13 protein-coding genes, 1 tRNA gene and 1 pseudogene are annotated in these 23,600 nt (G+C 64.6%); 7 read left to right on the forward strand and 8 right to left on the reverse strand.

The features are described 5' to 3' along the window. Nucleotides 1–9: 9 nt before the first annotated feature. Entirely contained in the window at nt 10–2,238 is a 2,229-nt protein-coding gene (pbpC, locus tag QX073_RS07050; RefSeq protein ID WP_316225495.1) for a penicillin-binding protein 1C, read from the reverse strand. Beyond that, nucleotides 2,235–7,451: an alpha-2-macroglobulin gene (locus QX073_RS07055; protein WP_316225496.1), complete on the reverse strand. Its 5,217-nt coding sequence runs from the start codon at nt 7,449–7,451 to the stop codon at nt 2,235–2,237. Before QX073_RS07055 ends, pbpC begins: the two co-directional genes overlap by 4 nt. 474 nt (nt 7,452–7,925) lie before the next feature. Between QX073_RS07055 and QX073_RS07060 the strand changes: the two genes are divergently transcribed. From QX073_RS07060 to QX073_RS07070, 3 genes and pseudogenes are all read left to right on the forward strand, one after another. After that, nucleotides 7,926–8,002: transfer RNA gene (locus QX073_RS07060), tRNA-Arg, on the forward strand. Nucleotides 8,003–8,133: 131 nt separating this feature from the next. After that, nucleotides 8,134–8,868 (forward strand): annotated as a pseudogene (locus QX073_RS07065) (FkbM family methyltransferase); the annotation flags it as partial. A gap of 402 nt (nt 8,869–9,270) precedes the next feature. Continuing rightward, entirely contained in the window at nt 9,271–9,432 is a 162-nt protein-coding gene (locus tag QX073_RS07070) for a hypothetical protein (protein ID WP_316225497.1), read from the forward strand. 83 nt (nt 9,433–9,515) lie between these two features. Here the strand turns inward: QX073_RS07070 and QX073_RS07075 are convergent, their stop codons facing one another. The 4 genes from QX073_RS07075 to QX073_RS07090 form a co-directional block, all read right to left on the reverse strand. Next, on the reverse strand, nt 9,516–9,728 hold the full coding sequence (locus QX073_RS07075) for a hypothetical protein (RefSeq protein ID WP_315711835.1): 213 nt from the start codon (nt 9,726–9,728) through the stop codon (nt 9,516–9,518). A 69-nt stretch (nt 9,729–9,797) separates the two neighbouring features. After that, on the reverse strand, nt 9,798–10,322 hold the full coding sequence (locus tag QX073_RS07080; RefSeq protein WP_316225498.1) for a hypothetical protein: 525 nt from the start codon (nt 10,320–10,322) through the stop codon (nt 9,798–9,800). A 148-nt stretch (nt 10,323–10,470) separates the two neighbouring features. Continuing rightward, nucleotides 10,471–12,507 carry an acyltransferase family protein gene (locus tag QX073_RS07085; RefSeq protein ID WP_316225499.1) on the reverse strand — a complete coding sequence of 679 codons (2,037 nt, stop codon included), beginning with the start codon at nt 12,505–12,507 and terminating at the stop codon, nt 10,471–10,473. A gap of 127 nt (nt 12,508–12,634) precedes the next feature. Next, on the reverse strand, nt 12,635–12,868 hold the full coding sequence (locus tag QX073_RS07090) for a hypothetical protein (protein ID WP_316225500.1): 234 nt from the start codon (nt 12,866–12,868) through the stop codon (nt 12,635–12,637). A 777-nt stretch (nt 12,869–13,645) separates the two neighbouring features. Here QX073_RS07090 and QX073_RS07095 point away from each other — a divergent pair. After that, the gene (locus QX073_RS07095) at nt 13,646–13,801 is read left to right on the forward strand and encodes a hypothetical protein (RefSeq protein ID WP_315738062.1); all 156 of its coding nucleotides are present in this window, start codon (nt 13,646–13,648) and stop codon (nt 13,799–13,801) included. A 266-nt stretch (nt 13,802–14,067) separates the two neighbouring features. Next, nucleotides 14,068–14,343, forward strand: coding sequence for a hypothetical protein (locus tag QX073_RS07100; RefSeq protein ID WP_315751081.1), 276 nt, complete (start codon nt 14,068–14,070; stop codon nt 14,341–14,343). 84 nt (nt 14,344–14,427) lie between these two features. Here the strand turns inward: QX073_RS07100 and QX073_RS07105 are convergent, their stop codons facing one another. Beyond that, entirely contained in the window at nt 14,428–14,787 is a 360-nt protein-coding gene (locus tag QX073_RS07105) for a PRC-barrel domain-containing protein (RefSeq protein ID WP_315827632.1), read from the reverse strand. A 478-nt stretch (nt 14,788–15,265) separates the two neighbouring features. On the opposite strand from QX073_RS07105, the gene QX073_RS07110 reads away from it, so the two are divergent. Continuing rightward, nucleotides 15,266–16,279: an SDR family oxidoreductase gene (locus QX073_RS07110; RefSeq protein WP_316225501.1), complete on the forward strand. Its 1,014-nt coding sequence runs from the start codon at nt 15,266–15,268 to the stop codon at nt 16,277–16,279. A 171-nt stretch (nt 16,280–16,450) separates the two neighbouring features. Here QX073_RS07110 and QX073_RS07115 read toward each other — a convergent pair whose 3' ends face one another. Next, entirely contained in the window at nt 16,451–16,642 is a 192-nt protein-coding gene (locus QX073_RS07115) for a hypothetical protein (RefSeq protein WP_315711826.1), read from the reverse strand. A gap of 684 nt (nt 16,643–17,326) precedes the next feature. On the opposite strand from QX073_RS07115, the gene QX073_RS07120 reads away from it, so the two are divergent. Further along, nucleotides 17,327–23,587: a HAMP domain-containing protein gene (locus tag QX073_RS07120; protein WP_409977885.1), complete on the forward strand. Its 6,261-nt coding sequence runs from the start codon at nt 17,327–17,329 to the stop codon at nt 23,585–23,587. Nucleotides 23,588–23,600 lie beyond the last annotated feature (13 nt).

Here is a 23,600-nt window from a genome sequence, read left to right on the forward strand (position 1 = left end):
AGCGAACCCTCACTGGATTCTGACCACAACTGTGTCCGCAGCGCCCGTGGCATCGATCACGGTGAGGCGGGCAAAGCCGGGCCCGGGCGGATCGATCAGGCGCTGGCGCCGGCTGTCGATCTCGCCGACGGCTAGTCCATTGACCAGCATGGTCAGCGGCAGCACGCCCCCGGACACTTTCACCGGCATCACCGACGCCTCGGGACCGGCGGACCGGTCGACATCGATGCGGGAGCCGTTCAGCGGGAACTGAATGTGCGGCGCCTGCTCCGCGCCGGTCCGCACCAGTTCTCCGACCGGCCGGAACCGGCGCAGGGGCAGCGGCAACTTTGAATTGCTGGCGACAAGCGCACCCTTGGGCGGCTTTGGCAGTGTCGCCGGCAGCCTGCCGCTGCGGGCAAAAGCGTCGAACAGGATCGGCGCCGCGGCGACGCGCCCGATCAGGCCGGGCACCGGCGCGCCGTCGGGCCTGCCGACCCAGACGCCGATCGTCACGCGGCCGTCGAAACCGACCGACCAGGCGTCGCGATAGCCGTAGCTGGTACCGGTCTTGAAGGCGATCCGGTTGCGGGCTGCGTTTTCCGGCGGCGGGGTCCCCAGCAGCACGTTGCCGACCTGCCAGGCGGCCGCCGAATCCATCAGCCGCAACGGCTCGCGGGCATCGTCGGTGCCCTCCCCGGTCATGATCTCACGCAGCGGCCTGGTGGTGCCCAGGCGCGGGAATCCGGCATAGAGCTGGGCGAGGTCCTGCAGGGTCACGCCGACGCCGCCGAGGCCCATGGCGAGGCCTGGGGCTTCGTCCTTCGGCAGCACCAAATTTCCGCCGGCCTGTTTCAGTCGCGACGACAGCCGGCTGGCGCCGACACGATCGAGCAGCACGATGGCGGGAACGTTCAGGGACAGTTGCAGCGCCTTGCGCACCGGCACCGTGCCCTGGAACGTCATGTCGAAATTTTCCGGCGCGTAGGAGCCGAAGCGCACCGGGCGGTCCTCGATGAGGCTCTCCGGATGCACGAAGCCGTCCTCGAAGGCGAGCCCATAGATGAACGGCTTCAGGGTCGAGCCTGGCGAACGCACCGCGCGGGTCATGTCGACCTGCCCTGCCCGCTTCTCGTCGAAATAGTCGGCCGATCCGACATGGGCGAGCACGTCGCCGCTGTCATTGTCGACCACGATGATGCCGACCGAGACGTTCGGTCCCAATGCGATGGCGCGATCGCGCGCCAGCGGCTCCAGCACCTTCTGCAGCGAGGCATCCAGCGTAAGGCGGATGATCGGCTGATCCTTGACGGTCGCCGAGGCCTGGTCGGCGGCATGCGGCGCCAGGATCGGCATCGGCTGGCGGAAGGCCGGCACGGCTTGCGCCTTCGCCTGCGCCGCGTCCTCGGCGGAGATCACGTTCTCCGACACCATGCGGTCGAGAACGCGGTCGCGGCCGCGTCGAGCGGCCTCCGGATGCCGGTCGAGCCGCCGCGTCTCCGGCGACTGCGGCAGCGCCACCAGGAGTGCCGCTTCCGCCAGTGACAGCCGCTTCGGCTCCTTGCCGAAATACGCGATCGAGGCGGCACGGATGCCTTCGAGATTGCCGCCATAGGGCGCGAGCGTCAGGTAGAGATCGAGGATCTCGTCCTTGCTCAGCTCTCGCTCGAGCTCGAGCGCGCGCACGATCTGCCTGAGCTTGGCGTGCAGCGAGCGCTGCCGCCTGGGCTCGAGCAGCCGCGCCAGCTGCATCGTGATGGTCGAGCCGCCCGACACGATGTGGCCGTGCGCGCCGAGCTGGATCGTCGCGCGCGCCAGCGCGCGGGGGTCGACGCCGTGATGGTCGTAGAAGCGCTGGTCCTCATAGGCGAACAGCAGTTTCAAATAGGTCGGATCGACGTCCTTCTTCGCGCTGACCGGCAGCCGCCAGCGCCCATCCGCCATCGCATAGGCGCGCAGCAGCTTGCCGTGGCGGTCGACGACGGTGGTGGACACGGCTTTGGCCTCGCGCAGCGGCAGGGGGCCGAGGGAGATGGTGTAGGCGGTGAAGGCAAGGATGACTGCGACGAACAAGAACAGCGCGCCCGCGAGCGGCCGCTTGACGCTCCGCCATCTCCTCGGGTCATGGCCGGGCTTGTCCCGGCCATCCGCGCCTTCGTCGCCGCGAGCGATGGATGCCCGGGTCAAGCCTGGGCATGACGGAGTGTGCGGCTCCGTCCGGCCACCCAACTCACGATCACTCGTTCCACACTCGCTCATTTCGCCGCGCGGACCTCCACGGAGCCCGTACCGGTCCGACCATAGCGTGAGGGATTGTACATGTCCTCGACATAGGCCTGTGGCAGCACGTATTTGCCCGGCGATACCGCCCGCACCACATAGGCAACCGTGAACACGGACTTGGAATCCGCGGCGCGGTCGAGCGCGGCGGTGAAGCGGTCGTCGCGGAACTCGGTATTGACCGGTTCCTGGCCGTCCTCGATCCAGTCGAGCGTGCCGCTGTCGCCCGACGACACCAGATGCGGATTGTCGATCTCCAGGCCCGCCGGTAGATAGTCCGACACCATGATGTGCCCGTATTCCGGCTTGGCCTCGGTGACCTTCAGCACGACAGCGAAACGGTCGTTCTGCTTCGCGGTTCTGATATCGGCCGGCTTGCCGTCGAGCGTGTAGTAGCCACGCTCGATCTTGAAGCCGTTCGATGCCGCCGGCTCCGGCGTCAGCGGCGAGCCGGAGACGGAGACCACCGCCTGCACCGGCGCATCACCGGTGTTGGTGATCTTCAGCGGCTGGCCTGAGAGCTCAGCCGCCTTGTAGCTGCGGTACAGCGCCTGCTTCACCGCCTGCCCGTTGACATCGAGTGTCAGCGTCTCCTTGGCGAGCGCACGCGCCGCCAGCACCATCCACGCATTCTCCTGCGTCGAGGTGTACGGCGTCAGGCCACGCGCGGCCTCGACGCGGGTCACCGCCTGCGTCAGCGTCGCGCGCGGCGCATTGCCTTCGCCGGCCAGCGACACCAATGCCGCCGCGTCACGCAGGTCAGAGCCGTAGTCGGTGCGGCCGAACACCAGCACCGGTTTGGGCGCGAGGCTGTCGGCGGCTGCCGCATAGACCCGCTCGGCGCGGACGCGGTCGCCAACCAGCGCCAGCGCCGCGGCGAGCTGCGCCTTGGCAATTGGAGTTGCGAGATTGCCGAGCTTGGTGTCGGCGAGATAGCGCAAATCGCCGATCGGCGCCGCGCCGTTGCGCGCGAGCACGTAGAGGCCGTAGGCGAGATCGCGGCCGCCGCTCTTCTCCGGCTCCTCGGCATTGACCACCGAGTTCCTGACACGGTCGAGCGCGCTCTTGAACAGCACGTCCGGCACCGCAAAGCCCTTTTCGCGGGCGCGGGTCAGGAAGTCCGTCACGTAGGCATCGAGCCAGGGATCGTCGCCGCCGGCCGACCACAGGCCGAACGAGCCGTTGGAGCCCTGACGCGCCAGCAAGCGGTCGATCGAGTCGCGGATGCGCTGGTCGACCTCGGTGTCCATCGCGAGATGCGCGCCGGCTGCGAGCTCGTTGACATAGAGCAGCGGCATCGCGCGGCTGGTGATCTGCTCCGAGCAGCCATGCGGATAGCGGTCGAGCGCCTTGAGGATGGTTGCCGCATCGAGCGCGGTCGACAGTCCCGCCGACAGCGACACCGTACCGGTGCCCGCCACGAGATCATTGAACATGTCCGATGTCAGCGTCAGGCTCTCGCCCTTCGCGAGCGTGCGGATCGAGCGCCGCGCCAGCACCTGGGTCGCCGGCTTGACGTCGAGCTGATAGTGCCGCGCCAGCGCCAGCCCGTTGGGGCCCTTGATATCGACGTCGAGCTGCGCCGTACCGGTGCCGCTGGCATCCAGCGGCAGCGTCGACGACGCCCGCTGCTTGGCGGCGAGCTTCAGCGTGACGTTGGCATTGCCGGAGACCTTGACCGGGCCGCTGGCCTTGACGCCGACGACATAGTCGCCCGGCGCACCCTCGACGTTATCGAGGTCGAACGACAGCGTGCCGCGGTCGCCGCTCAACAAAAAGCGCGGCAGGGTCGCGGTCAGCACCACCGGATCGCGCACGGTGACGTCGACATTCGCCCGGCCGACTTTCGTGGCGCTCCATGCGACCGCCATCACCCGCGCAGTTCCTGCGAACTCCGGAATATCGAAGCTGACCTCGGCGGTGCCATCGGGCCCGACGGTCACGATGCCCGAATACAGCGCCAGCGGCTTCTGCGTCGGCGGCGAGCCCTGCAGCTCGGCTCCGCCACTGTCACCGCCCGAGCGGATCTGGCCGCGCGTGCCCTGCATGCCGTCGATCAGCTGGCCATAGAGGTCGCGGATCTCGGCGGAGAGCTGGCGCTGGCCGAGATAGTAATCGTCGGGCGCCGGCGGCTTGTAGTTGGTGAGGTTGAGAATGCCGACATCGACCGCCGCGATCACGATCTTGGCGTCCTCGCCGGGATTGAGCCCGCCGACCTTGACCGGAATCTTCAACGCCGAGCCCGGACGTACCAGCGCAGGCGGCGTCAGAGCCACGTTGAGCGTGCGCGCTGATTTGTCGATGCCGAACCAGGCGACGCCGAGCGCGCGGCCCGGCATGCGCTGCGCGGCCGCATCGAGCGGACGACGCAGCGTCGTGACGACATAGGCGCCGGTGCCCCAATCCTTGCCGACCGCAAGCTTGACTTGGTTGGTACCTTCCTTGACCTCGGTGGTCTGCGTCGTCAGTAGCCGGTCGCCGAGCACGTTGACCGTCAGCTTGCCGGCAGTGCGCGCATTGACCGTCACGACCATGTTCTCGCCGGACTGGTATTGCGGCTTGTCGAGCGAGGTCTCCAAGAGATCCGGCGTGTCTGCGCTGCCGTCGGTGTACCAGCCGACATCGAACTGCAGCGACGTCACCGGGCCGTCGGCATCCGCCGACTTGACGTCGAGGCGATAGCGCCCGGCCTCCGGCTGGAAGCTCAGCCGCGCCGGCTTGTTGGCTGATATCGTGACGTCGCCGTCGCCCACGCGCCGCGTCGATTTCACCGGCTCATACTCCCAATAGGAGTTCTGCCGATACCACTGGTAGCGCGACTCGATCTTCAGCAGCTCATAGCGCAGCCCGCTTCGCGCCAGCGTCTTGCCCTCCGGCGAGACGAACACGACGTCGAACTCGGCCTTGTCGCCCTCGCCGACGCTCTTGCCGGAGAACGACGGCTTGATGCCGATCTGCGCCGCCTTGGGCGCCACGGGGAGCACCAGCTTGCGCTCGACGGCGCGGCCGCCGGTCTCAGCCAGGCGCACATAGATCTGCGCCTCCTGCGGCCGGCTGGAGGACGGCGGCTTGGGCAGGCTCACCGGGAACGTCGCCGCCCCCTTCTCGTCCGTTTCCGGCATGCCTTCGATCGGGGTGCGCTCGTTGGAGGCGCTCTCCTCGTCGGCGACGCCGAACTGGTAGCCCGGGAACCCCGGCCGCTCGGGCGCGGTCGTCACCAGCAGGTCGCCCTCGAGCTGCAGGCCGGAGGCCGGCGCACCGTAGAGGAAATGGCCGTCGACCTTCACCTCCACCGGAGTCTCAGCCTTGATCTGCTTGTCCTTGGAGCTCAAATCGAATTCCAGCCGTTCGGGGACGTAATCCTCGACCATGAAGGTGGTCTCGCCGACCGCCGTCCCCTTTGGGTCGGTGAAGGCGCGCACGCGGTAGGTGCCGGTCGGCACCGCCGAGTTCAGCGCCACGCTGAACGAACGGCCGCCGGCGCCCTGGTCCGGCAGCACCGCGCGGCGAAACTCGACGCCGTCGGGACGCTCGACGACCAGCGTCAGCGGCGTGCCGGTCATGGCATTGCCCTTGCCGTCGCGCAGCAGCGCGGTGAGGTAGACCGTCTCGTTGGAGCGGTAGACGCCGCGCTCGGAATAGACGAAAGCGTCCGGCCCCGTGGGCGCTTCGCGCCCGGCGACGCCGCGATCGGACAGGTCGAAGGCTGACGTCTTCAGGCTGAGGAAGGCATAGTCGGTCTTCTCGCCCGACACGGTCAGCATCGCCGGCGACAGCCCGCCCTCGCCACGCGCCAGGCCCGTCTCGAACAGCACGTGGCCGGCGTCGTCGGTCTTGCGCGTCGCGAGGATCTCGTTGTTGCGCGCCACCAGCCGCACCTCGGCGCGCGCGACCGGATCAGTCGAGGCCAGCGAATTGACGAACACGTGAATGCCGTCATTGCCGGAGAACGCGGCGACTCCGAGATCGGAGACGATGAACCATTGTGTCGCGAGTTGGCCGCCGTCCTCGTCATTGCCGCTCGTCGGCCCCTTCGGCGCCGCCGTCATCACATACACGCCGGGCTGCATGTCGCTCAGCGCCTGATCGACCGGGAAGGCGGTGGTGACGTCCTGGTTCAGGGTCATCGCGGTCGACAGCTCGCCGCTCCACACCTTCATGCCGCGCTCATTGCCGAGATCGGTGAGCTGATAGCTCGACAGCGGCCGCTGGAAGTCGCTGTCGATGACGGTGTTGATCAAATTGCGGTCGCCGATCCGGAACACGTTGACGGTGACCGCCGGCGTGTTGACGCTGACCAGCGGAATGCCCTTCTGCCCGGTGCGCGGCAGCACATAGGCCTTGCCGGTGAAGCGCACGAACGGCTTGCGGTCGCGAACATAGATGTTGAACTCGGCCGATTTCGGCAGGCTCTCCTTGACGCCCGACGGCAGCCCGGCGCGCAGATTGATGTTGTAGCGCTCGCCGTGCTTGAGACCCTCGACGCAGAGCTGCTTGTCCTCCGAGGTCAGCGCCGGCTTGTCATTGCCGGCCTGGGCCACGAACGGCGAGAAGTCGGTGCGCTTGGCGAGATCCTCGGAGAACTGGAAGCAGGCGCGCGGGCTCGCCGAGTCCGAATCCACGGTGTAGTCGAGCAGCTTGAAGCCGTGCTCGTCGCGCATCCGCTCATACTGCCCACGGACATCGGCCACCTCACGCAGCTCGAGCGACATCCTGAGCGAATCCAGCGCTGGCCGCCACAGCTTGCGCTCGGCCATGGTCTTGCCGAGCACGGCCAGCGCATCCGCCTCCTCGCCGGCATTTCCGGCGCGCTGATAGGCGATGTAGGCCGCCGTCGAGGCCCGCTCCAGGAGGAAGGTCTGCTCCGACGGATTGATCGGCTTGATCTGGTTGAGCACGGTGCGCGCCAGCCGCAGCCAGTTACCGGAATCATCCGGCGCAGCGGTCGCGATCTGCCCGAGGATCTGCAGGCCGGTCCGTAGGTCGTTCCGCCGCAGCGCCGCGTCGGCATCGGTGCGAAGCGTCGCCAGCGGCTTGTTCACCGCCCCCGCCTCGCTCTTGATCTGCGCCTCCAGCTTGATCGCGGCATCGGCGAGGTCGTCGCGCTTGAACGCCTTGTCGGCGGCAAGGGCAGAAGCAAGACCGAGCGCCATGATGGCGCAGAGGACGGCGGCGCGAACCAGACCGATCATGGGGCAGCTCCTTGGACGGCGATTGGGGCGGCTGTTCCGGACACGCGGAGAGATGTCCGTGTTTGGCCGATTCGTGGCGAGAATGGACGCGAAATGGTGACGGACTGATGGCAAAGGTTGCAGCGGACCGGCGAGCGGCCCGTCCCAGGCGCGACCATCGGCACGCACATGCGACAGGAAAATCTGTTCATCAACGGGCAATTCACAGGACATGGCATACAGACAAGCCGCGGCGGCCGTCGATCCGGCGCCGCTGACGCGCAAATGGGGCGATAGACCCACCTCCGCCTCCGCTTGGTCTCGCCGGGCCTCCGTCGGGTTCGGCCGCTCTTGGCGAAACGGAAGATTTTTCATATGACCCGTGCTATGGAAAGCGCGCCGGCCGGGCTTTGCCCTCGGCACCCATCCCATGACGCTCATCCTCCGGACGTTCATCTTGGGATGGTCACCGGGCGATAGTCGTCTCGCGACGCCGGTCCCATAGCTCAACTGGATAGAGTAGCGGATTTCTACTCCGCGGGTTGCAGGTTCGAGTCCTGCTGGGATCGCCAGTCGCCACGCCAGCGCCATCTTGGCGCCCCGCCACTCGTCCATTTTGAAACATTGCCGTGAACGACAGGGCGTGCGCACCCGAGCTCGCCCTCGTTTGGCGGGCGCGTAGCCATGGCGTTGGGGGGCTCGGTTGGCGAAACATGAGGCATCCCGGTTTCTGGTCAGAATCCTGCGGTCCCGATTCCGCGACCACAAGACGGAGCTGTCCGAGTTGCAGCGTCACATCCGGCGCGGCGACATCGTCTGCGACATCGGCGCCAACAAGGGCAGTTTTCTCTACTGGCTGGCACGGTGGTCGGCGCCGGGGCGGGTCGTCGCCTTCGAGCCCCAGCCGGATCTTGCCGAACGATTGGCACGGCTCTGCTCCCGGTTCTCGCTCGACAATGTCGTCGTCGAACCGCGCGCCGTCTATTCGTGCTCCAGCAGGAAAACCCTGTTCGTTCCCGAAGGGCATCAGCCCGGAGCTTCGCTGCTCCGGCCCGCCGAGACCTCGAAGGCGATCCAGGTGCAGACGACGTCGCTGGACGACTATCTCCCTGACACCGCAAACGTCTCTGCGATCAAGATCGACGTCGAGGGTGCCGAACTCGACGTACTGCGCGGCGCCGAGCGCACCTTGCGCCGATGCCGGCCGTTGATCGTGGTCGAGTGCGACCGCCGCCTAGCGACGCTCGACAGGGTGAAGGAGACATTCTTGCTCCTGCGGGGTCTCGGCTATCGGGGCCAATTCCTGAGCCGCGGGAGATTGCTTCCGTTGTCTGCCTTCGACCCGGAAATCCATCAGCGCGCCGATGGCGAATGGTTCTGGAAGCGGAAGGACTATTGCAACAACTTCATCTTCAGGAGCGTGCGCGCGCCGACGTCCTGTGACCACGAAGCTTTCCTGGCACCGATCGAAACCACTTCGCCGGGCGCACGAAGTCGTCCTGAAACAGTCCCCCGGCACGTTGCCAAGCATCACATCGACTGATGGGGGTTACCGATGTCCACGTTGCTGAGCTTTATTTTCGAATCCTATTGCCTGAGCTGCCGGGCGATGTTTCCGGAGCTTGATACCGGTCAGTCGACCGTCGCTGAGTAGCGCGCGCCGAGCGGCCGGACTCTCGACCCGAGGTTCAGCCGCGCGGACCCAGCGGTTCTGCTTTGGCTGTTCGCCTGCAACGCAGGATGCCTCGCGTGCATTAAGCTTTCCTCTTCAGCTTAACGCCAGCTTCCATTTGACGCCGACGCCCTTCATCCGCCACGTGCTGGGCGATGGAGTTGAACCATGTTCGAACTAGCCATTTTGACTGCAATCTGTTTCATCGCCGCCGTCGCCCTCAGGATCATTTACCAGCGGCGCCAGGATGTCCTGTACGGCCCCTACATTATCGATGTCTCGTGGCCGACGGCGCTCCCCGACGACCGCGTCGAAACGTCGTCATCCTGAGCCTGGACGCACTCCCGGAATGCTCTCGCACAAGCCGTCGCGATCACGCCAGGGAAGAGTGGCGGTGCGCCCGACGCCCGATTTCAGAAGCCGATGCGCCCGCCAGAATCGTTGAGCAGCGCATCGAGCCGGTCCGGGCTCATGCTTTGTCCGCCCGGCATCTCGATGCTGACGCAGGCGGCGCCGAGACGCAGATAGGCATTGGCCGTCAGCAGCGCGTCCTGCGCGCTGCGGCACCTGATGGTGGCGATCGCGCTGGCGCTTTCGGCCCGTACGGTGAAGGACGCTGCGGCCATGAAGAACTGGCTCATCTGTAAGCGGCGGCTGAAATGAAGCCGAAGCTTATTCAGAGGAGCCCGACGGTATCATTGAGGTGGATCAAAGCAGCCAGCCGAAGACTTCGCTAAGCGCCCCCCTCTGCTTCGGTTCAGCGACAGGCTGATGCGGGTGACGATGCCGTCCCAAGCGCGCTCCCAGACCCGGGGGTAGTTGATCAGCACGCAATGCACGTAGCCGCCAACGAAGTTGCAGCGATTGTACCAGACATAGTCGCCCTTGTAGCTCGACACCGCGAAGAATCGCGAGGTGACGCGCTTGTATTGAATATTCGGCGGAGGGTTCTTCCTGGCAAGGAACCGCGCAGGTGACTCCCGCGCGTTATTCGATACCGACTGCACGGTCAGATTGGCGCGGCCGTCGGCAGTCTGGAAGCGTTGGCCGTAGCCCTCGGGTTGGCCCGCCGTGTCGCTGAAGATCGAGACCGGAATGTCGACCGATGTGCCGGTCTCCGGGATCCTATAGGTGTTCCAGCGAACCGATTGGGCCGTCGCGGCGGTGCTCCAGCAGGCGGCGCACGCAAGCACTGCCATCGCCTTGATGATCGGATTCATGTGTGTCGTCCCGAACGGCTTGAGAACGCGATGACGTTGGATCACTTTCGCGGCCGCGCGAAGGCAATGTCCGACATCAACGGCAGGCGAACGCACGACACCCGCCGAAGTTCATGGCTCCCGCAGGTCCCGTGCTCGATCGCTTCCATCATTGAACGCGGGAGGGGGTGAGGTTCCGGGTTGCCGCCGGACCGTCACCAGCCATGAGCTCGTTCGTTCCGGTCTCGGAGGGCTGCTCCAGCCTTCGCAAGAAGGCATCCAGTTGCGGCGCGAGTTGCGAGACGACGAACCTCGAGCCTTCCGGGGTGAAATGGATGGTATCCCAGACGATCGGGGTTTCCGCGTCAATCGTCAGCGGACAACGCCTCTTGCTGCAAATCGTGTCGAGAATCGAAACGTATTGAACGAGCGGATACGCGCGGGCGATCTCTCTCAGACGATCGTCCGCCTCGAACGACGCATCTTTCGGCACCAGCGAATTGCCGATCGGGACGTGCGTCTGCTCATGGTTGAACAACGTCGAAGCCAAGGGAACTGGAAACTCGATCGAGGGACCGAGCAGCAGAACGGGAACGCCCGTTTCCTGAGCGACCGCCAGCAGCGCGTTCAAATAACCGTCGACGCGCCGTGCGGGAGGCCGGCCATAGGTTTCGAGATAGGCGCGCCAATTGCCGGAAAGAATGATGGCGTCAAAGCGGTGCGCCTTGATCTGATCGCGCAGCAGCTGATTGACGTCGTTACAGTTTCGCGAGCTGCTCAGCTTGAGCTCGACGAACGGCGGGCAGCCCCCTGACGTGAGCTGCAGAAGATGGTAGGCATCGGACGACAGGTAGCTGCGCAACGCCCAGGCATAATGCGCGGCAAGGCTGTCGCCGGCGAGCAGAATGTTGCGCTTGTTCGCAGCCGGTTTCAGGCACGCCTCGAAATCGTAGGCCGATGCCGGCTCATCGGGCTGCAAGAAGCAGCTGTGCGCACGATAGAACGGCTCCATCGTCCGGGAATCGTACCGGAGCATTCGTGCCTGTGATTGCGGGAAGCGATCGGCGTAGCCGTCATGCGCGACGCCGTGAACTCCGACCGCGACCATGACGGCGGCAATGCCCGCGATCACCGGGGAGCCACGCACGCCACCCCATACCGTTCGTGCGCGCGCAGGCCGCTCGACGATGACGTAGGACAGATAGGCCAGCAGCAGCGAGCACAGCAGGAGTCCAACCGTAGCTGCCGCCGAGGTCGCCACATCCAGCGGCAGCGCGGCCCTGCCGAGGACGAAAACCGGCCAGTGCCAAAGATAGAGCGAGTAGGACAAACGGCCGAGGAATGCTCCGAGCTCACTGAATGGCAGCCCGGGTCTGCCCTTCTCCTGATTGAACGCGACGATGTAGACCGCAGCACCGACACAGGGGACCAGCGCGTGCAATCCCGGGAAGCGGGTCTCTGCGCGGAAGATGACCACGGCAAGCAGCATGGAGACCATGCCCGCGGCCGCGAAGGCCAGGCGCGTCACGCTTCCAACCGGCGACCATCGATGCAGGAAAAACGCAATGCTTCCGATCAGGAACTCCCAGGCCCGCAGCGGGGCGATGTAGAAGGCGGTCGAGGGCGATTGCTTGATCCAAAGCTCGTCGAGCACACACAGCGCGATCGTTCCGAGGATGACCAGCCCGAGCGACGGCTTCGACGTTGGATCGGGAAACAGCCGGCTCCAGAGCCAAGTCACGACCGGAAACAGGAAGTAGAACTGCTCCTCCACCGACAATGACCAGGTGTGGATGAGAACCTTCCCGATCGTTGGTAGATCGAAATAGCCGGTCTGCGACCAGAAGAAGACGTTCGACGAAAACAGCACCGTGGAGATCGCGCTTCCGAAGAACATTCGGTAGTCGCCTGGAGGCGCCAAGAACCACGCGACCATCCCGGTGACGACGATCATCAAATAGAGCGCCGGAAGCAGCCGCCTCGCCCTCCGTTCGTAGAACTCAATGAAGGAAAACGAATCGGATTGAATGCCCGTCCAAATGAGCCGGGAGATCACATAACCGGAGATGACGAAGAAGAGGTCGACGCCGACAAACCCACCGCCAAAGCCCGGCAGCTCGTAATGAAATCCAATGACCGAAACCACGGCTACGGCGCGCAGCCAATCGATGTCCGGCCGGTATTTCAAAACCTTTGTGCGCGTCATGCTGGCAGCCTGGGCGGGCCGTTCGCCCTAACAGGTTACCTGCTGACATGTTCCAAAATGAATTGCAACGTTCAGAAACACACGGAAATACCGTTGTTGGTTGGTGTATCCGAATTGCCGCACCGCCTCAGGAGCCCATCACGCGGGGATGCTGGAGGATAGCGGGCACGCCCGGCGCCCATTCCGCCTGCGGCGTCATCCGCTTCGCATCGGCAGGATTGGCGATCGGTCGCGACATCCCGGTACTGACATGGGGACGGTGATCGAGAGCTCGACAGAGCAGCGAGAACGCGCAGCATCCGTCCAGGCCCACCTTGCGAGCAAGCCAGATCCATGCGCCGCGCTCGCGCGCGCTGCCCAACGCAGCCTTCGACCCGACGGCCGCTCGGGTGTCGGTAACTGCTCAACCTTGGGCCTTCTCTTCTTGCTCAAGCCTAGCAACGCGCCTTCATCACCGAGGGCGGGCATGCCACGCGCGCTTCCTCCATCATGATTCATGAACTGCCCATCATGCTGGCGCCTCAACTGGGCTCGACACGAGACGCCCGTGCGATCCCCGCTCGATGATGGTGGGGCTGTTGTATGATCAGCACACCCGCCAGCGAGATTTCAGCGACCCGCTTCCGTCGTCACCACCCACATGATACCAGTCATGCCAAAGAACCCGGCGAGCGAGTGGCGACATCGCCATAGCCGTTAACACCTCGCCACAAATTGGCCGAGGTCGAGGTGAGCTGCCTCTATACTTCGAGTTGCTTTTGCAACCGCATTGGCGCCGTGGCCCGGACGGTGCTCATCGGCACCGGGCCGCACAGGCTGAGCACGTTCAAACCGCCTCCCTGAAGGAATTAAGCTTAAAAAGGTGCGGCGCCGCTTCTCCGCAACCTGGCAACTTCTTTCAACAGCCGAGACGTGCAACAATACTGCACGCAACTAATATCAACCTCAGATTTAATTTACTGATCATTTACTTTCCGCAACTTTGCCCCAAAAACTGCACGATGCTGGGTTCCTCTTTCACAATTAGAACTCTTCTGGGACTCTACAAAAACCACCTCCCAGAAACGGGATCTAACAACCTCGGATATACTTTTCATAACTCACTCTCCGTCTTCGTTTCGCGTACAGAGGTCCCACAATGACAACACTCATCAAGGCTCTCCCGACCCATCTCGAAGAGACCCGTATCGACTCCGAGAAGCTGCGCACGATCCTGATGCTCTGCGGCGCCACGGCGTTTGGCTTCATTCTCCACGCCACCTACGGTCTCGATCTCAGCTACGCCTTCTTCTGATTTGATTAGTCCACTGGTCGCGGGCTGGCGACTCTTCATTGCCGGACGCGATCGGCGTCGGTCCCGACTCGCGGGGTTATTGAACAGCCCCGCGCGTCGCCTTTTCGAAGCGCTACGCCCCACGCGAAGAATATGGCAGATGCCGTCAATCACAGGCTTGATCGTGCTTTTGCACAGCCTCGCCGCGCCGCTCCCACAATTCCGCCGCGACGACGCGACACGCTGAGGGTGTTGAGAATTGCGGTTGCTTGAGGACGAGTAGCGTCATGCGTTCACCAGTATATGATCTCTATCAGATGAAGCAGGATCGCCTGCCGAAGGGAGCCCGTTCGGCATGGCTGAGGACAAGGCCGAATGAGCCGCCCCCCACCGCCGATGACTGGGTCTTCGTCGGCAAGGAACGGCATCCGAGCCGGTGGACGGTCGCAGAGATGAATGAAAAAGGCACCTGCTACCGCGAGATTCCGATCTGGCTATCGAGCCGCCGCAGCATGATGGCTGGATCGGCGGCCGAAAACGGCGCTCAGCCGCCGGCCGCCTGAGATTTCATCGGGGGTCGCGGACAAGGCCGCGATACGCGACGTTCGTCGGCATCCTCGCCAGCGCAATGAACGAGGGCGGCGGTCCTAAGCGAGTTGGACGCCGTAATAGTCGTCGACCTTGCGCCCCGCCCCGGCATCCCCCCAGTCCCACTCGCGCTCGTCGGAATATTTCGGCGCGCCCCGCAGCTGGTTCTCGGTCACGCCGGTAACGTAGCCGCCGAGTCGCGTGTCGTACTTCAGGGATTGCCAGGGCAACGGGTAGTGATCATTGCCAAGCCCGAGGAAACCGCCGAAGCCCAGGACGGCATACGAGACCCGCCCGCTGAGCTTGTCGATCATCACGCGTTCGATGGTGCCGATCTTGGTGTCGTCGGCGCCATAGACGGCCGTGCCTTCGACCTTGTCGCTTCCAATCAGGTTGCCATATTCGCGTTCATCGAGCATCGATGTCACGTGATCCTCCCGGTGCTAATGGATCGATAACGTTCGGCCGTCACCGGCCGTTCCCAAGGGCCTGAAGGGCTCTCAGTCACTCGCCGACGGGTTATACTGTCCTGCTCGGGATGACGTGTCGCCTCGCGGGACGGAGCATCGGGAGATGTGGTCCTATGAACCTGCTGCGCACGCTCCTTGTCGGCGGGCTGATCCTCCCCGCGTCCTGTCCTGACGATGCCTTGGCCTTGCTGCGCCATCGGATGGCTCTCCTTGGTTGGTGATCCACGAAGGGCGTCGGATTGGATAGTGCCGACGCCACTCCGATTCGATCGAAAACGACGCCGGCCGCGCCTGTTCGTTCCTCCCTGAGCCAACAGGCCGCAGAGCCGACCAGTGCATCTGGCGCGCGACACGGTGCTTTCAGCGATCCAAATGAAACGTTGGTGGTCTCAGGCCGTTGACCACGTCCCTCGAGAGGAGACACCGCATGGCAGGCGATCGCACAACGTCGATGTCCCGCCGCGAGATGGTCGGAGGCACCGCAACACTTGCGGCCGCATCGCTGACCTCGGCAACAGCGAAAGGACGCGAGACGATGGCCGCAAATTCAATCCCGCCCGAACCGCTCGTCGACCCCAAGGACAAATATCCGAAGCCGCCGTTCGAACACCAGTCGCAGCCCTGGCCGGGTCTTGCGAGCAAGATGTCGCCGCGGCCGGATCACGGTGAAACCAGCTACAAGGGTTCCGGGCGTCTCGCCGGGCGCAAGGCGCTGATCACTGGAGGCGATTCCGGCATGGGACGCGCGGCCGCCATCGCCTATGCGCGGGAAGGGGCCGACGTCGCGATCAACTACTACCCGACCGAGGAGCCGGATGCGCAGGAGGTCATCGCGTTGATCGAGGCCGAGGGGCGGAAGGCCGTCGCCATCCCCGGCGATCTGCGCGACGAGGAGTTCTGCCGGCGGCTGGTGCAACAGGCCGTCGAAGCGCTGGGCGGACTCGACATCGTCGTCAACAACGCCGCGCGGCAGCAGGCACGCCAGTCGATCCTGGACGTCTCGTCCGAAGATTTCGACGCGACGATGAAAACCAATATCTATGCCCCGTTCTGGATCATCAAGGCCGCCCTGCCCCATCTGAAGCCGGGATCGGTCATCATCGGCACTTCATCCGAGCAGGCCTACGATCCCTCTCCCGACCTCTATGACTACGCGCAGACCAAGGCGGCGACCATGAACTACGTGAAGTCCCTGGCCAAACAGCTCGGGCCGAAGGGCATTCGCGTGAACGCCGTCGCTCCCGGGCCGATCTGGACGCCCCTTCAGGTCTCAGGCGGGGCCACTATGGAGAAACTCGAAAAATTTGGTGGTCAGACTCCACTCGGTCGTCCTGGCCAGCCGGTGGAGCTTGGATCGATCTACGTCCAGTTGGCCGCTGCGGACGCGAGCTACGCCAACGGGCAGGTCTATGGATCTTCGGGAGGGTCCGGGCAGCCCTGAAGCCGCCCGCCTCGCTCAAATGCGGGTGACAGGCTGCGGAAGCGAATACGCTTCCGTATGCACCTGACGGATCGTTGTGAACGCAGCGACAGCCGACGCCAAGCTGAACGCAGTCAGTAGCGCAATGAGAATCGTTCGTGGGGTCATCGGACGCTCCTGCATTCTAATTGGTTACTCGTGCCGCGCAGCCTTCGGCTCGCCGAGCGGCGCAATCTCGCCGTCGAGCCAGTCCTGCTGGAGGGCGAGCGCATTCCAGCCCTGGGCCATGCGCCGATAGCGCCGGAAGGCCGGCTCTTCCTGCGTGCGCTCCGCAAGCTGGAGGCAGTTGTCCGCGTTCTCTCTGAAAAGATCTGATTGTTTCATACAAATTTAGCTGGTGGGCGCCGCGCGCCGATGCAATCGTGTTACACGATATTAATGATCATGGAACTGTCGGCAGTTCTCTATCGAAAGCGGGGAGCAGTACGTTCTGTTCCAAGTTGCAAGATGGTCGTGAGACCGAGCATCACAACGCTCTGCCGTGGTTTGCTGACTCTCTGACCTCTTCCCCTTCGGGATCGCGTCGCAGCCCTGGACTGCATTGTCATCCCGCGCTCCGAACAACGAGGTCCCCGCTGCACCCGCTACTTGCTGCGCTGCGGTCGGAGCGTTGCGGAACTGGCGGGCGCATCGCCCGTCGCTCCCGGGCCGCGGGACTTGGCGGTGGACGACCATGAAGGCGGCCACGACACTGAGTTGAGAATCGTGCTTCTCGTAACCCCTCGGCACGACCAGCGAAGGCTAATCTCTGGCTTGGTTCCGGAAAGGGATGGCTCATCCTCGCAAGAGAGAAAAAGAATTCTGGAACGTTCCGCCTGGAGTGGAGTTGAGCCATTTGTGCCGGCAAATGCCGGTTCCATCAGTCGGAGAAATCGGCCTCCCGGCTTGATTTGATTAGTTGCCGCGGCTTCTATGCCGCCCGTCATAAGTGTCTCAGATTCTTGATGGTAGACGATTCTGACTTGGGGGAACTTGATGAGCGATGATGCTGCTGCCGGTGCGATGCCCATGCGCCAGGGGTTCGGTCGCCACGGCAACGGAGTCGAGGCGGCCGATGCCAGCCAGGATCTGCTCCGCGTCCTGCAGGCCATGCGTTCCGGAGATTTCTCCGTGCGCATGAGCGGCGACTATCTCGGCATCGACGGCAAGATCGCCGACACGTTCAACGAGATCATTGCAGCCAACGAGCGGATGGCGCAGCAGCTCGAGCGCGTCGGCCAGGTCGTGGGACGCGAGGGAAAGACGCGCCAGCGCGTGCGGTTCGGCATCGCCAGCGGCTCCTGGGCGGATATGGAGAGCTCGATCAACACGTTGATCGACGATCTTCTATGGCCCACGCGCGAGGTGACTCGCGCGGTCGCCGCCGTGGCCCAAGGCGACCTCCTGCAGACCGTGAAGCTGGATGTCGATGGCCGGCCTCTGGGCGGCGAGTTCCTGCAGTCGGCGACCATCGTCAATACGATGATCAAGCAGCTCAGCGTCTTCACGTCCGAAGTGACCCGCGTGGCGCGCGAGGTCGGCACCGAGGGCAAGCTCGGCGGACAGGCCCAGGTTCCCGAAGTCACGGGCGTCTGGAAGGACCTGACCGAGAGCGTCAACTCGATGGCCAACAACCTCACCGGCCAGGTCCGCAATATCGCGGAGGTGACGATCGCGGTTGCCAATGGCGACCTGTCGAAGAAGATCACGGTCGACGTGCGTGGTGAAATTCTGCAGTTGAAGGAGGCGATCAACACGATGGTCGACCAGCTGCGCTCGTTCGCGTCGGAGGTGACGCGCGTGGCCCGCGAGGTCGGCACCGACGGCAAGCTCGGCGGTCAGGCCATCGTTCCCGGCGTTGCCGGCACCTGGAAGGACCTCACCGACTCCGTCAACGCGATGTGCGGCAACCTCACCGCTCAGGTCCGCAACATCGCCAACGTCACCACTGCGGTCGCCCGCGGTGACCTGTCACGCAAGATCACGGTCGATGTGCGCGGTGAGATCCTGGAGCTGAAGGACACCATCAACACGATGGTCGACCAGCTCAACGCCTTCGCATCCGAGGTGACGCGCGTGGCGCGCGAGGTCGGCACCGAGGGCAAGCTCGGCGGCCAGGCGCAGGTGCCGGGCGTTGCCGGCACCTGGAAGGATCTCACCGACAACGTGAACTTCATGGCGTCGAACCTGACGGCACAGGTCCGCAACATCGCCGACGTCGCGACCGCCATCGCCAGCGGCGATCTATCAAAGAAGATCACGGTCAACGTCTCCGGCGAGATCCTTCAGTTGAAGGAGACGCTGAACACGATGGTCGACCAGCTCAATGCGTTCGCCGGCGAGGTCACGCGCGTGGCGCGCGAGGTCGGCACCGACGGTCGGCTCGGCGGCCAGGCCAACGTGCTCGGCGTTGCCGGCACCTGGAAGGATCTCACCGAGAGCGTCAACTCGATGGCGTCGAACCTGACGGCGCAGGTCCGCAACATCGCCGAGGTGACGACCGCCGTCGCCAACGGCGACCTGTCGAAGAAGATCACCGTCGACGTGCGCGGCGAGATCCTGGAGCTGAAGGACACCATCAACACGATGGTCGACCAGCTCAACGCGTTTGCCGGCGAGGTGACCCGCGTCGCCCGCGAGGTCGGCACCGAGGGCAAGCTCGGCGGCCAGGCCATGGTGCGCGGCGTCGCGGGCACCTGGAAGGACCTGACCGACAGCGTCAACTCGATGGCCTCGAACCTGACCGGCCAGGTCCGCAACATCGCGGAGGTCGCCACCGCCGTCGCCAAAGGCGACCTGTCGAAGAAGATCACGGTCAACGTCTCCGGCGAGATCCTTCAGCTGAAGGAAACGCTGAACACGATGGTCGACCAGCTCAACGCCTTCGCGGGCGAGGTGACGCGCGTGGCGCGCGAGGTCGGCACCGACGGCAAGCTCGGCGGCCAGGCCGAGGTGCCCGGTGTGGCCGGCACATGGAAGGACCTCACCGACAGCGTCAACTCGATGGCCGGCAATCTGACGGCGCAGGTGCGCAACATCGCCGAGGTGGCGACGGCCATCGCCGGCGGCGACCTGTCGCGCAAGATCACGGTCGACGTGCGCGGCGAGATCCTGAGTCTCAAAGAGACGCTGAACACGATGGTCGATCAGCTCAACCGCTTTGCGGGCGAGGTGACGCGCGTCGCGCGCGAGGTCGGCACCGAGGGCCGGCTCGGCGGCCAGGCCAACGTGCCCGGCGTCGCCGGCACCTGGAAGGATCTCACCGACAGCGTCAACTCGATGGCCGGCAATCTGACGGCGCAGGTCCGCAACATCGCCGAGGTGACCACGGCGGTGGCGCGCGGCGACCTGTCGCGCAAGATCACCGTCGATGTGAAGGGCGAGATCCTGGAGCTGAAGAACACCATCAACACCATGGTCGATCAGCTCAACGCCTTCGCATCGGAGGTGACGCGCGTGGCGCGCGAGGTCGGCACCGAAGGCAAGCTGGGCGGCCAGGCCGAGGTGCCCGAAGTCGCAGGTACCTGGAAGGACCTCACCGACAGCGTCAACTTCATGGCCTCGAACCTGACCGCGCAGGTCCGCAACATCGCCGAGGTCGCGACCGCGATCGCCGGGGGCGACCTGTCGAAGAAGATCACGGTCGACGTGCGCGGCGAGATCCTGCTGCTCAAGGACACCCTGAACACGATGGTGGAGCAGTTGCGCTCGTTCGCGGCCGAAGTGACGCGGGTCGCGCGCGAGGTCGGCACCGAGGGCCGGTTGGGCGGCCAGGCCGTTGTGCCCGGCGTCGGCGGCACCTGGAAGGATTTGACCGACAACGTCAACCTGCTCGCGGCCAATCTGACCACGCAGGTCCGCAACATCGCCGAGGTGACCACGGCAGTGGCGCGCGGCGACCTGTCGCGCAAGATCACCGTCGACGTGAAGGGCGAGATCCTGGAGCTGAAGAACACCATCAACACCATGGTCGATCAGCTCAACGCCTTCGCCGGCGAGGTGACGCGCGTGGCACGCGAGGTCGGCACCGAAGGCAAGCTCGGCGGACAGGCGCAGGTGCCGGGCGTTGCCGGCACCTGGAAAGACCTCACCGATACCGTCAACTTCATGGCCGCGAACCTGACCGAGCAGGTCCGCGGCATCGTCAAGGTCGTGACCGCCGTCGCCAACGGCGATCTCAAGCAGAATCTCACGGTCAAATCGAAGGGCGAGGTCGCAGCGCTCGCCGACACCATCAACAACATGACGGAGACGCTGGCGACCTTCGCCGACCAGGTGACGAGCGTGGCCCGCGAGGTCGGCGTCGAGGGCCGGCTCGGCGGCCAGGCCAACGTGCCCGGCGCGGCCGGCACGTGGAAGGACCTGACCGGCAACGTCAACCTGCTCGCGGCCAACCTGACGTCCCAGGTGCGCGCCATCGCCGAGGTCGCTACGGCCGTGACCAAGGGCGATCTCACCCGCTCCATCCAGGTCGATGCCCGCGGCGAGGTGGCCGAGCTCAAAGACAACATCAATACGATGATCACCAATCTGAGGCTCACCACCGACCTCAACACCGAGCAGGACTGGCTCAAGACGAACCTCGCCAAGTTCACCAACATGCTGCAGGGCCAGCGCGACCTGACCACCGTCGGCCGCCTGCTGCTGACCGAGCTGACGCCGCTGGTGAACGCCCACCGCGGCGTGATCTACCAGGTCGAGACCGAGTCCGCGCCACAGCTGCGCCTGCTCGCCTCATACGCCGATGACGGCATCTATCCTCACCGGACGCACGTCCAGTTCGGTGAGGGGCTGATCGGGCAATGCGCGATCGACAAGCGCCAGCGGCTGGTCTCGGAGATCCCATCCGACGTCATCCCCGTGGGCTCCGCCCTGCTCCGCGCCGTCCCTAAGAACCTCGTGGTGCTGCCGGTGTTGTTCGAGAACCAGGTCAAGGCGGTGATCGAGCTGGCGTCGCTCAGTCCGTTCACGACGTCGCAGATGACGTTCCTCGAGCAGCTCACCGACTCCATCGGCATCGTGCTCAATTCGATCGAAGCCACGATGCAGACCGAGGGACTGCTGAAGCAGTCGCAGCAGCTCGCCGCGGAGCTTCAGACCCAGCAGCGCGAGCTGCAACAGACCAACGAGCAGCTCGAGCAGAAGGCGCAACAGCTCGCCGAGCGCAACGTCGAGGTCGAGCGCAAGAACCAGGAGATCGAGCAGGCCCGCCGCGCGCTCGAGGAAAAGGCGACCGAGCTCGCGCTGACGTCCAAGTACAAGTCCGAGTTTCTCGCCAACATGTCGCACGAGCTGCGCACGCCGCTCAACAGCATCCTGATCCTCGGCCAGCAGCTGACCGAGAATCCGGACGGCAATCTCACCCTCAAGCAGGTCGAGTTCGCCCGCACCATCCATGGCGCCGGCACCGATCTGCTCAATTTGATCAGCGACATCCTCGATCTCTCGAAGATCGAGTCCGGCACCGTGACGGTCGATGCCGAGGAGATCCTCACCACCAACCTCCTGGAGACCGTGGGGCGTCCGTTCCGCCACGAGGCGGAAAATCGCCTGCTCGCCTTCAACATCGACGTCGACCCGAACCTTGCGCGTAGCATCGTCACGGATTCCAAGCGCTTGCAGCAGGTGCTGAAGAATCTGCTCTCGAACGCCTTCAAGTTCACCGCCGAAGGAGGGGTGCGCTTGAAGGTGTCTGCGGCGCTCGGCGGATGGAGCGCAGAACATCCGGTGCTCAACACGGCACCGGCCGTGATCGCGTTCGAAGTCTCGGACACCGGCATCGGCATTCCGCAAGACAAGCAGAAGCTGATCTTCGAGGCGTTCCAGCAGGCGGATGCCGGCACGAGCCGCAAATATGGTGGCACTGGTCTCGGGCTCGCGATCAGCCGCGAGCTCGCCAACCTCCTGGGCGGCGAGATCCACCTCAAGAGCGCCCCCGGCAAGGGCAGCACCTTCACGCTGTATCTGCCGCTCAAATATTCAGGTCCCGCAACGGCGCCGCGCGTCAGTCCGGCATCGCCCGTTCCCTACGTTCAACCTCCAGCCCTACAGCAAGCGGCCGCGCCAGAGCGCGGGATCGAGCCCCCGCCGGACGATCGTCTCGATCTCGAACCCGGCGATACGATCCTGCTCGTGGTCGAGGACGATCCACACTACGCGCGCGTCCTGATCGACCTCGCGCGCGACAGGGGCTTCAAGGTCCTGACCGCCAGCCGCGGCGCCGAGGCGCTGGATCTCGCCAAACAGTATCAACCGGCCGCGATCTCTCTCGACGTCTTCCTGCCGGACATGCTCGGCTGGACCGTTCTGAGCCAGCTCAAGCATAATCCGCTGACGCGGCACATCCCGGTGCAGATCATCACGCTCGACGAAGACCGCCAGCACGCTTTGGCGCGTGGGGCCTTCTCCTTCGTCAGCAAGCCCACGACAACGGAAGGCGTCAGCGCGGCCCTGTCGCAGATCAAGGAATACGCGAAGCCGCGACGCAAGCGGCTGCTGATCGTGGAGGACAACGCGGCCGAGCAGCTCAGCATCCGCCAGCTGTTGGATCACGACGACATCGAGATCATCGCGGCGGATACGGGAGCTGCGGCGCTCGAGACGCTCCGCAGCGCACCGTGCGACTGCGTGGTTCTCGATCTGCGGCTGCCCGACATGAGCGGGTTCGACGTGCTCGATCAATTGCGCTCCGACGAGTTCTTGTCGAGCGTTCCGGTGGTCGTCTTCACCGGGCGGGAATTGTCGGCCGAAGAGGATGCGGAACTGCATACGATGGCGCGGAGCATCGTCGTCAAGGGCGTGGAATCGCCGGAGCGGCTGCTCGACGAGACGTCGTTGTTCCTTCACCGCGTGATTACGGAACTGCCGCTCGAGAAGCAGCGCATGCTCGAGAAGCTGAACAGTTCCGACGAGGATCTGATCGGCAAGACGGTGCTGCTGGTCGACGACGACGCCCGCAACATCTTTGCTCTCTCCAGCGTGCTGGAACGCCGCGGCATGAAAGTGCTGACGGCCACCACCGGCAGCGAAGCGATCGACCTGGTGCAGAGCAATCCCGCTATCGCGATCGTCCTCATGGACATCATGATGCCGCAGATGGATGGTTATCAGACGATCGGCGTCATTAGGCAAAACCCCGCCTTCGTCCGGCTCCCCATCATCGCGTTGACCGCGAAAGCCATGAAGGGAGACCGCGAAAAGTGTCTCGAAGCTGGCGCCTCCGATTATCTGGCAAAACCCGTCAACACCGAGCAGCTGCTTCTTGCGATCCGCATGTGGCTGCACCGCTGAACGGCTCATCATG

Origin of the sequence: Bradyrhizobium sp. SZCCHNS3052, assembly GCF_032484495.1 — a bacterium.
In the GTDB taxonomy this organism is placed as follows: Bacteria; Pseudomonadota; Alphaproteobacteria; order Rhizobiales; family Xanthobacteraceae; genus Bradyrhizobium.

Bases quoted from the DNA above. Each gene is read 5' to 3' on its own strand.
- pbpC (WP_316225495.1), bottom strand. From the start codon at position 2,238: ATGAGCGAGTGTGGAACGAGTGATCGTGAGTTGGGTGGCCGGACGGAG.
- QX073_RS07055 (WP_316225496.1), bottom strand. From the start codon at position 7,451: ATGATCGGTCTGGTTCGCGCCGCCGTCCTCTGCGCCATCATGGCGCTC.
- QX073_RS07070 (WP_316225497.1), top strand. From the start codon at position 9,271: ATGTTCGAACTAGCCATTTTGACTGCAATCTGTTTCATCGCCGCCGTC.
- QX073_RS07075 (WP_315711835.1), bottom strand. From the start codon at position 9,728: ATGGCCGCAGCGTCCTTCACCGTACGGGCCGAAAGCGCCAGCGCGATC.
- QX073_RS07080 (WP_316225498.1), bottom strand. From the start codon at position 10,322: ATGAATCCGATCATCAAGGCGATGGCAGTGCTTGCGTGCGCCGCCTGC.
- QX073_RS07085 (WP_316225499.1), bottom strand. From the start codon at position 12,507: ATGACGCGCACAAAGGTTTTGAAATACCGGCCGGACATCGATTGGCTG.
- QX073_RS07095 (WP_315738062.1), top strand. From the start codon at position 13,646: ATGACAACACTCATCAAGGCTCTCCCGACCCATCTCGAAGAGACCCGT.
- QX073_RS07100 (WP_315751081.1), top strand. From the start codon at position 14,068: ATGCGTTCACCAGTATATGATCTCTATCAGATGAAGCAGGATCGCCTG.
- QX073_RS07105 (WP_315827632.1), bottom strand. From the start codon at position 14,787: ATGCTCGATGAACGCGAATATGGCAACCTGATTGGAAGCGACAAGGTC.
- QX073_RS07110 (WP_316225501.1), top strand. From the start codon at position 15,266: ATGGCAGGCGATCGCACAACGTCGATGTCCCGCCGCGAGATGGTCGGA.
- QX073_RS07115 (WP_315711826.1), bottom strand. From the start codon at position 16,642: ATGAAACAATCAGATCTTTTCAGAGAGAACGCGGACAACTGCCTCCAG.
- QX073_RS07120 (WP_409977885.1), top strand. From the start codon at position 17,327: ATGCGCCAGGGGTTCGGTCGCCACGGCAACGGAGTCGAGGCGGCCGAT.